This window comes from Propionibacterium sp. (assembly GCF_047719395.1).
GTDB lineage: Bacteria > Actinomycetota > Actinomycetes > Propionibacteriales > Propionibacteriaceae > Propionibacterium.
In genome coordinates, this window is record NZ_JBDNTB010000004.1 from 63,087 (window position 1) to 70,366 (window position 7,280).

The window sequence follows — 7,280 nt, forward strand, 5'->3', positions numbered from 1 at the left end:
CGTGCCACTGTGTCGCTGGGTGCTGGCTTCGCCCTTCACAGCGGAATGACGTGCGGTCGACCAGTTGTCGGATGGTCAATGATCTCTGCGTCCACCGAGTAGATCTCGCGCACCCGTTGGATGGTGATGACCTCACGAGGCGTGCCGAAATCGACAAGTTGCCCGGCTTTCAACAAAGCGATCCGATCGCAAAACCGGGAGGCCATCGCACGCACCTGCACGATGCATGCCGCGTCTTCGGCTCGGCTGCTTCAGATCGTTTCGATCCAGATCGAAGCGACGCGGATTCCACCGGTTGATTTCCTGCCTGATGGCCCTGGAGGAAGCAGCCCGTATTTATCTTTGAAGGCGGAGCTGGAACGCAGCCTTGGCCGCGACGTCGATCTCGTGAAATCGGCAACCGTACGCCATCCCTACTTCGCCGAGCGCTCCTTGAGAAAAGCCGTCGACGTCTATACAGCCCGAGTTCCAGATAGTCCCTGATTACTCTCTGTCCCACGGTGAAGGTGCGGACAACCGCTTTGCCCGCAACCTGCACATACGAACAGAAGATTCTCCCCGATCCCTACGCCTGATGCTCGCGCTGAGGAGTTATTCGTCTTGGGCTCGCAGAACACCCCCCACAGTGAACGAGGGCCCCCGCGTAGCGGAAATAGGGCGGGCGGCCTTCGACAGAAGAACACATGACGTGCAGGTCTGCAAGGGCCGCAACGTCGTGGGGCGCTCCTCCAACGTCCTCGAGCGATGGCATGCACTGGTCACCTGATATGACAAACTTGCCACCGCCTACCACACCGCAGTAGTCATATCCTTGCCGTCGTACTCACACATGGCTGCGCCATGGCAGGCATGTGTGCCAGACCGCGACGGCTGTGCTGTCCGTGTTCCGGAGTCCCAATGTCTGTCTCATGTCTGTCGCCAACCGCATAATGCGGCGGTGGGTGCGCAGATGGAGATGTCCGGGTGCGGGTTCGAGCAGCTCAACTTGGCGTACTGAGAGGGACGGAACACGACGATGGCCACGGAATCCGCTCATCATGCACCGCAGGTTCCCCCCGGGAACAATGGTGCGCCACCGCGCGCGGGTCTCGTGCTCACGGCGCTGGTCCTGACGGCGATGGTCTGCAATCTGAACATCTCGGCGGCCAATGTCGCCCTTCCCAGCATCGGGAGGGCATTTGACGCCTCGCAGATCGTGCTCAACCTCGTGGGGGTCGGATCGGGTCTGGGACTGTCGATGTCCGTGCTGTATTTCGGGGCGATCGCTGACCGTTACGGCCGCAAGCAGGTGCTCACGCTGGGTCTCGTGTTCGTCGTCCTGGCCAGCCTGCTCTCTGCGTTCGCCCCGAACGTCGGGGTGCTGTTCGCCGCGCGGGTCTTCACCGGACTCGCCGCGGGCATGGCCTATCCCACCACCCTTTCGCTCATCACGGCACTGTGGGCTCCCGGGCCGGGGCGCACCGGCGCCATCGCCGTGTGGTCGGGTGTGGGTGGTATGACATCGGTCGCAGGCGGGGTGCTGGCCGGAACCCTGCTCATCTGGTTCCCCTGGGGTTCAGTGTTCTTCCTGAGCGTGCCCGTCGCCGGCCTCGCGTTGGGGCTGGTCGCGGCCGTCGTTCCCAGCCATGTCGGTGAATCCGCCGAGCCAGTCGACCATCTCGGCGGTATCCTCTCGGCGCTGGGGATCGCGCCGCTCATCCTCGGCGTCAGCTTCGTCTTCGACCCCGATCTCGGGACACTCGGGATCTGGCTGCTCGGCATCGCCGCGGCGGTTCTGCTGGTGTTCGTCGTGCGGCAGGTGTTCGCGCGCAACCCGATCTTCGACCTGCACATCGTGGGCCGGCGCATGTTCTGGGTGCCCGCGCTGACCGGCGGCATCATCTTCGGGGGAATGATCGGAGCGATCTTCGTCGGCGAGCAGTTCATGCAGAACATCCTGGGATATTCCGCGCTCGGGGCGGGTCTCGCCGTGATCCCGGCTGCTGTGGGGCTGGTTTTCTCGTCCCCGGTCGCGGCGAAGCTGGTCACCAGTTCGGGTACCAGGACCACGATGCTGACCGGCTACAGCATCGTGTTCGCCGGGTTCATCACGATGCTCTTCTGGCGCGAGCACAGCCCCTACGTACTGCTCGGAGTCGGTTTCCTGGCCATCGGTTCGGGTGCAGCGTTCGTCATCACCTCGTCGTCCAGGGCACTCACCAGCAGCGTGCCGGTGCGCCGGGCGGGCATGGCTTCAGCCACCTCCGATCTCCAGGCGGATCTCGGCGGTTCTGTGATGCAGGCCCTGCTGGGGGCGATCCTGGCGCTCGGCTTCTCGAGCGCCATCGGCGCCAGGATCGACCAGACGGGCCAGGCCGATGCGATCGGCACGGACATCACCCGGGCCCTGCGCTCCTCATTCGCCTCGGCCGCGCAGGTCGCCGACCAGTTCCCCCAGTACAGGGACGCGATTCTCGAGGCTGCGCGCCAGAGTCTGGTCGACGGCGCGCTGGCCGCCTATCTGGTCGGAGGCCTGTCCATTCTGTGCGGAGCGATACTGGTGGTGACCCTGCTGCCGTCCAACGCAAGGGAAAAGGAACTCCTGGCCGGGTATGCCGCAGATCAGGACTGAGCCGCTGCACACCGCGGACTCCTTGGACCCACTGGCGGCACCGCCGAGGGCAGGAATCCCGGGCGCCGCACCGGCAAGCCCATCCACACGACACGAGGGACTGCCTGCGCCGTGGGGTGCTTGAAAACATGAACACCGGCCATGGCCCAGGACATTCAGGCGCTGCCAGATGGTGGACCTTCCTGGGCGATGCTCACGTCTCACCTCACCGGATACCAAGGCACCTCCATCAACCCGGTGTACCCGGAATGTGCGGCCAAGGGCTTGACGCGCGCACTTTCATTTTGAAAGCATTGGTCGTATGAGCCTCTTCATCACCTGTCCGGTCGAGAGCGTCGAGCGCGCGACCGCCTTCTACACAGCCCTCGGCTGGACCCTCAACGCGGAGATGTCTGACCACAACGTCTCGTGCTTCGCGATCGCACCCGACCAGTACGTCATGCTCGGCAGCCGCAAGATGTACGCGAGCGTCGGCGGCTCCGAGGAGCTGATTGGTGGACCCGACACCCCCTCAAAAGTCACGGTCTCGTTCGACCTCGACAGCCGCGAGGCGGTCGACGAGCTCGTTGAGCGCGCCGGAGCCGCCGGCGGGCGGATCGGTGAAACGGACGACTACCCCTTCATGTACCAGCGCCAGTTCGACGACCCCGACGGATACCACTACTCGCCATTCTGGATGAAACCTGACGCCGATCCGACCGCGTGAGCGATCTCGCAGCGGCCCTCGACATCGTCGGAGCGCGGTGGGCCCTGCTCATCGTTGAGCGGCTGCTCGACGGCCCGCAGCGATACGGCGATCTGCAGCGCGACCTCGGATTGGGGACGAACATGCTCGCTACCCGTTTGCGCGAGCTCGAAGCGGCCGGCGTGCTGTCCCGTCTTCCCCTGCGACACAACACCCGGGCCTACGTGCTGACCGAGCGCGGGCTCGCCTTGCGTGAGGCGATCGTGGCCCTCGGACGCTGGGGCGCCGAGCAGAACTAGGCGGCTCGCGATCTGCCACGTGCGCTCCGCCCTGCGTCGACCCGCGCTGTTCCGGCTCCCGTGACGACCAGGATGACGAGCGGGTCCGCGCCGCCGGCACCCTGCACGAATACCTCGCCGCAGTCATCCCCCTGTAGTCTGAACGAGAGTCGAGGAAGCCATGAGCACACGCATCCTGATCGTCGTCACCAACGTCGACCACTACGAGACCGACCCGTTGCATCCGACCGGACTGTGGCTCTCGGAGCTGACCCACGCCTACGACATATTCGAAGCACACGGTTTCGAGCAGACGATCGTGAGCCCCACCGGCGGCAAGTCCCCGCTGGAGCCACGATCGTTGACATTCCCCAACTACGACAAGTCAGCGAAGTCCTGGCACGAGAACCCGGCGCGAATGGCGCTGCTGGAGATCACCGCCAGCCCCGCGGAGATCGACGCGGCAGGCTATGACGCGATCTACTTCACCGGCGGCCACGCCGTGATGTTCGACTTCCCCGGCAGCACCGGCCTGCAGCGGATCACCCGCGACATCTTCGAACGCGGCGGTGTCGTCAGCGCGGTCTGCCACGGCTACTGCGGCCTGCTCGACACCACCCTCTCCGACGGCTCCTTCCTCGTCGCCGGCCGCAATCTCACCGGCTTCTCCTGGCGTGAAGAGGTCCTCGCCCGCGTCGACAAGCTCGTCCCCTACAACGTCGAGGATCGCATCCAGGAACGTGGCGCGCACTACTCGAAGGCGCTGCTGCCGTTCGTCTCCAACGTAGTCGTGGACGGCAACCTCGTCACCGGCCAGAACCCAGGCTCCGCCAAGGAGACCGCGACCAAGGTCGTCGCGCTGCTCTGACCGCCGACGCCCAACGCGAAGGACAGCACCATGCAGACAGTGCTGGGAGCGGGCGGCCAGATCGCCGAGGAGCTCACCCGAGAGCTGCACCGCAGCTTCACCCGCGACATCCGCCTGCTGCCGACCGACGACGCCACGACAGGCTTCACGATCGCGTCGTGGGTGTGAACATCGAACTTTGGGTGGTCCTCCGTAGGAGCTTCTCAAACCACTCCAAGGCTCTGGGATCGTTGATTTCCCGGGCTTTGCGTGGGAACAGGCGGCTTGTGGCTCGCCGTCGTTCTGCGATGCGGGCGGATACCCGTGGCCCGGTGGCCGAAAAATCGTCTCAGACTCAAACCCGTTTGAGTTTCCCGAATCGAGTTGAGGTTGTCTTCGACTACCGGCGGGGCGACACAGTGAAGGACATCGCCACCCACTATGGCATCCACCGGGCAACTGTGACGGAGATACTGCGTAGAGCTGAGGTTCCCACGAGACGATACGGCCTGCCCGAGCCGGTGCGCGAGGAAGCGGCTCGGCTCTACGTGCAGGGTTTGAGCATCCGTGCCGTTGCGGAGCACCTCGGGATCAGCTACGAAGGAGCGCGTGTGGGCATCGTCGCCTACGGCGGGGTGCTGCGTCCGCCTGGTCGCCATCCGCAACACTCGTAGCGGCATCGCCCACGAGGAAGTGTCATCGAGATGTTCTCTCAATTGCCTTTTGCTTTGTCACTGTGACGTCAGTCGTCGACAGGGTTGGGCCGACGCGGCGGGGCCGGCGAGCTCCGGTATTCGGCGCCAATGATGTCGCCTCACGAGCAAGGGGTCGCTTCAAGACCTCGCCGGGGAGCTGGGGTTGGCAGGAAACACGTTACACAAGTAGTCTACTGGCAGACCCGCGTAAATAGCGGCGAGGTCAAACGCTACCCATACCGCGGAATACCACGCCGCAATTCAGTAAGGAGCTGATCTCATCGAGAGAGCCATGACATCCGGCGATACAAAGGGTTGACCGACCATATAGGTGGTAATTTGAGGAACTTGACGGAGCTTGCCACGGCCGTCAGAATGCCTCAATGCAGGCATTCTGCGAGATTCGGCTTATGGGCGGTCAGCACAAGCTGTAGCTTCACCGACGCTTCGCTACGGGCGTGTCGAAGGGGCAACACGCTGTGCCCGACAATGCGGTCATCACTGGATACATGACGAAGGTAACATATAAAGTGTGAATGACGATTCTCCCACAAGCGACGAGCTTGAACAATTTGGCCGTTTAGTCCACCAGAGGTTAACTAAAGATGCTCCATTCGGATCACTTTCTAAATCAGAACTAGAGTTAACGATTTTCAGTTCACTTGTCGAAAGCCAAATTCTCAATCTCGACCTCAGTTCTTTCGATCTTGCACGAAGTCTTCGCTGTACTCCGACGCGTGCTAACTCTCTGGTTTTCAATTATCATCTGCGAACTAGTTCTTCAAAAAATTTCAATGACGAACTCGCGGCAGCAGTACATATTGTTAAAGATAAGGCCGCCGCAGAAGACCATAAGGTCGTGCTCAACGTCGAACAGAAGTTCTGGCGGGAAATGCTGGTGAACGAGCTCAAGAAACATGAAACGTTCACTGATACTTCGTTCAATAGAGAGCGGCTCACCTTGGATGAGAGTCAATTTCTCGACGCATGTGAGACATTGTTTGGCTCTCGCGGAGAGATCATCGCCAAGGAGGTCAAGAAGAAGGACAAAGGGGCCGAGAAAGTTGCCAAAATCATTCAGGGAATGCTCATTGAGGGGTTGGAAAAAGCTGGTAGCCATGCGATCTCGGTTGGTTTACCTATGCTTGCCGAAATGATCATTCATTAGGCATCTTGAACAATAAGAATACAAACCGGGTCCGTGTCTCGCTTGATACCATCGAGGACCCGATTCGGGCCAGTCGTGTGGAATGCGCGTTCGTGCATGTCAACCTCGACGACTCATCAGCTCTGCTGTAAAACATGCAAGGCATCTATGCGAGCTCGGACGATGCAAACAGCCAACCCCGGAACCGGAAACTATTAAATGTGGTGTACATCGACGAGGACAGCTACATCCGGGACGGATAATGAGAATGTTCGAGTACTCAGTGACGCCGACTTCCAAAGTGACGCCCTAAACTGAGCCACCAAAGCATATAGATGAGATGAAGTCCCAAACGAATCAAGTGCGATTCCCCTGATGGAAGGTTTGAATTTGGTCCAACTGTGGTCCTGCTTGATTCAATTCTTGAACCTTGCCCCGCGCTTGAAATCCCTTGTCACACGGTGGAAGCGTCGTCTCTACGGTACCTCGCAGCGTGCTGATATGCCCCGGATTCGTGACATTCGGGGCCAGGTGGTTCGGCGGGTTGGCACTCCTCAAACCTTTCTCACGCCCACAGAGGTGACGAGGCTGGTCGAGGAGCAGGGCGGAGCTGGCGTGGCGCGTCTGGCAGAGACGTACGGGATTCATCGTTCGACCGTCTCTGCTCATCTGACTCGACGTGGTGTGGCCAGACGGGTACCGGGACTCGGTGCTGAGGAAGCTGCTGAGGCGGTTCAGCTCCATGAACAAGGTCTGTCACTCCGCGCCATCGCCCGGATAATGGGAGTAGGTAGGAGACATGTCACTCAAGCAGTCCACGGTGCGCGAACACGCGTGTTGGCGGAGTGAAGGCTTCGGCAGGCAGATGTGGAGAAGTGCCCTCATCCACGCGCCCTAGACCGCACTGCGTCAAGGTTTCGACATTTACGAATGGATCGTCCTGCCTCAATTCGGTAGTGCCCTGATATGGACTGGGTTTTGTTCCTGATTTCCCCTCGATAAGGAATGATGGAATTA

10 protein-coding genes are annotated in these 7,280 nt (G+C 61.1%); 9 read left to right on the forward strand and 1 reads right to left on the reverse strand.

Annotated elements, in window-relative coordinates:
• Positions 1-141 precede the first annotated feature (141 nt).
• From ABF648_RS01350 to ABF648_RS01390, 9 genes are all read left to right on the forward strand, one after another.
• Positions 142-483 carry a hypothetical protein gene (locus ABF648_RS01350; RefSeq protein WP_415630492.1) on the forward strand — a complete coding sequence of 114 codons (342 nt, stop codon included), beginning with the start codon at positions 142-144 and terminating at the stop codon, positions 481-483.
• Between the two features lie 532 nt (positions 484-1,015).
• Positions 1,016-2,611, forward strand: a complete 1,596-nt coding sequence (locus ABF648_RS01355; RefSeq protein ID WP_415630493.1) for an MFS transporter — start codon at positions 1,016-1,018, stop codon at positions 2,609-2,611.
• Positions 2,612-2,912: 301 nt separating this feature from the next.
• Positions 2,913-3,317, forward strand: coding sequence for a VOC family protein (locus tag ABF648_RS01360; protein WP_415630494.1), 405 nt, complete (start codon positions 2,913-2,915; stop codon positions 3,315-3,317).
• Positions 3,314-3,595: a winged helix-turn-helix transcriptional regulator gene (locus tag ABF648_RS01365; protein ID WP_415630495.1), complete on the forward strand. Its 282-nt coding sequence runs from the start codon at positions 3,314-3,316 to the stop codon at positions 3,593-3,595. Before ABF648_RS01360 ends, ABF648_RS01365 begins: the two co-directional genes overlap by 4 nt.
• Before the next feature lie 160 nt (positions 3,596-3,755).
• Positions 3,756-4,442, forward strand: coding sequence for a type 1 glutamine amidotransferase domain-containing protein (locus tag ABF648_RS01370; protein WP_415630496.1), 687 nt, complete (start codon positions 3,756-3,758; stop codon positions 4,440-4,442).
• A 30-nt stretch (positions 4,443-4,472) separates the two neighbouring features.
• Positions 4,473-4,610 carry a hypothetical protein gene (locus ABF648_RS01375; protein ID WP_415630497.1) on the forward strand — a complete coding sequence of 46 codons (138 nt, stop codon included), beginning with the start codon at positions 4,473-4,475 and terminating at the stop codon, positions 4,608-4,610.
• 176 nt (positions 4,611-4,786) lie between these two features.
• Positions 4,787-5,095 carry a helix-turn-helix domain-containing protein gene (locus tag ABF648_RS01380; RefSeq protein ID WP_415630498.1) on the forward strand — a complete coding sequence of 103 codons (309 nt, stop codon included), beginning with the start codon at positions 4,787-4,789 and terminating at the stop codon, positions 5,093-5,095.
• A gap of 553 nt (positions 5,096-5,648) precedes the next feature.
• Positions 5,649-6,284 carry a hypothetical protein gene (locus ABF648_RS01385; RefSeq protein WP_415630499.1) on the forward strand — a complete coding sequence of 212 codons (636 nt, stop codon included), beginning with the start codon at positions 5,649-5,651 and terminating at the stop codon, positions 6,282-6,284.
• 480 nt (positions 6,285-6,764) lie between these two features.
• Positions 6,765-7,112: a helix-turn-helix domain-containing protein gene (locus tag ABF648_RS01390; protein WP_415630501.1), complete on the forward strand. Its 348-nt coding sequence runs from the start codon at positions 6,765-6,767 to the stop codon at positions 7,110-7,112.
• Here ABF648_RS01390 and ABF648_RS01395 read toward each other — a convergent pair.
• Positions 7,066-7,280 (reverse strand): hypothetical protein (locus tag ABF648_RS01395; protein WP_415630502.1); only part of this gene is annotated, 215 nt, incomplete at its 5' end. The two genes, ABF648_RS01390 and ABF648_RS01395, sit on opposite strands and share 47 nt — an antisense overlap.

Bases quoted from the DNA above. Each gene is read 5' to 3' on its own strand.
- ABF648_RS01360 (WP_415630494.1), top strand. From the start codon at position 2,913: ATGAGCCTCTTCATCACCTGTCCGGTCGAGAGCGTCGAGCGCGCGACC.
- ABF648_RS01375 (WP_415630497.1), top strand. From the start codon at position 4,473: ATGCAGACAGTGCTGGGAGCGGGCGGCCAGATCGCCGAGGAGCTCACC.
- ABF648_RS01355 (WP_415630493.1), top strand. From the start codon at position 1,016: ATGGCCACGGAATCCGCTCATCATGCACCGCAGGTTCCCCCCGGGAAC.
- ABF648_RS01390 (WP_415630501.1), top strand. From the start codon at position 6,765: ATGCCCCGGATTCGTGACATTCGGGGCCAGGTGGTTCGGCGGGTTGGC.
- ABF648_RS01370 (WP_415630496.1), top strand. From the start codon at position 3,756: ATGAGCACACGCATCCTGATCGTCGTCACCAACGTCGACCACTACGAG.